Below are 744 nucleotides of genomic sequence, written 5' to 3'. Positions count from 1 at the left end.
GCTGCGCCGGGCCATGGGTGTGACCGCCGTCCGCGCCGTGCAGGACCGGTCGTGGTTCTCGATCAACGAGCAGCTGCTGGCGCACTACCGCGCGGTGATCGCGGAGCGGGTCAGCCTCCGGGTGGCGTAGGCGTCTCGACGAACAGGGCGGCTGCCTCGTCGACCGTCTCGACGAGGTGGATGTGCTGTTCCATCGGCCGGCCCCGGGCGAGCGCCCGGAGCAGCGGCCACGCAGGCAGGTCCTCGGTCCAGTACCGGCGCCCGACCAGCACCATCGGCGCGACGGCGTCCTCGGGTGCGTAGTAGTTCTCGCAGGCGTCCTGGAAGATCTCCTGCACCGTGCCGCCCGCTCCGGGCAGGAACACGATCCCCGCGTCGCAGACCTGGAGCAGGATGGCCTCGCGCAGGGCGTTGCGGAAGTACTTCGCGATCGCCGTCGCGAACAGGTTCGGCGGTTCGTGCCCGTAGTGCCAGGTCGGAACCCCCAGCGTCGGGGCCGGATCGGGACACAGGGCGACGGTCTCCCGGGCCGCAGCCGTCCATGCATCCACCGAAGGCAGGAACGACGGCACTCTCGCCACGGTGGCGAGCGCGATGAGGAGCGATTCGGTGGATCCGTGTGCGAAGCGGCCGCCGAGGTTGGCCGCCTCCATCGCTCCCGGACCGCCGCCCGTGGCGATCACGTGGGTGCGGCCCAGCAGGGCGCCCAGGCGAGCCGCGTCGTCGTACTCCGTGCTGCCGCGC

The 744-nt window shown here is 71.9% G+C and carries 1 protein-coding gene; it reads right to left on the bottom strand.

All coding sequences use genetic code 11. From position 1 onward, the window contains the following. Positions 1-110 precede the first annotated feature (110 nt). A partial coding sequence (locus ACOADB_RS01975) for an LOG family protein (RefSeq protein ID WP_378596232.1) occupies positions 111-744 on the bottom strand: 634 nt, incomplete at its 5' end.

The sequence above is a fragment of the Nocardioides sp. CPCC 206348 genome, assembly GCF_048654705.1.
Taxonomy (GTDB): Bacteria; Actinomycetota; Actinomycetes; order Propionibacteriales; family Nocardioidaceae; genus Nocardioides.
The sequence above is the reverse complement of the archived record's forward strand: the minus strand, read 5'-3'. Positions and strand labels throughout refer to the sequence as shown.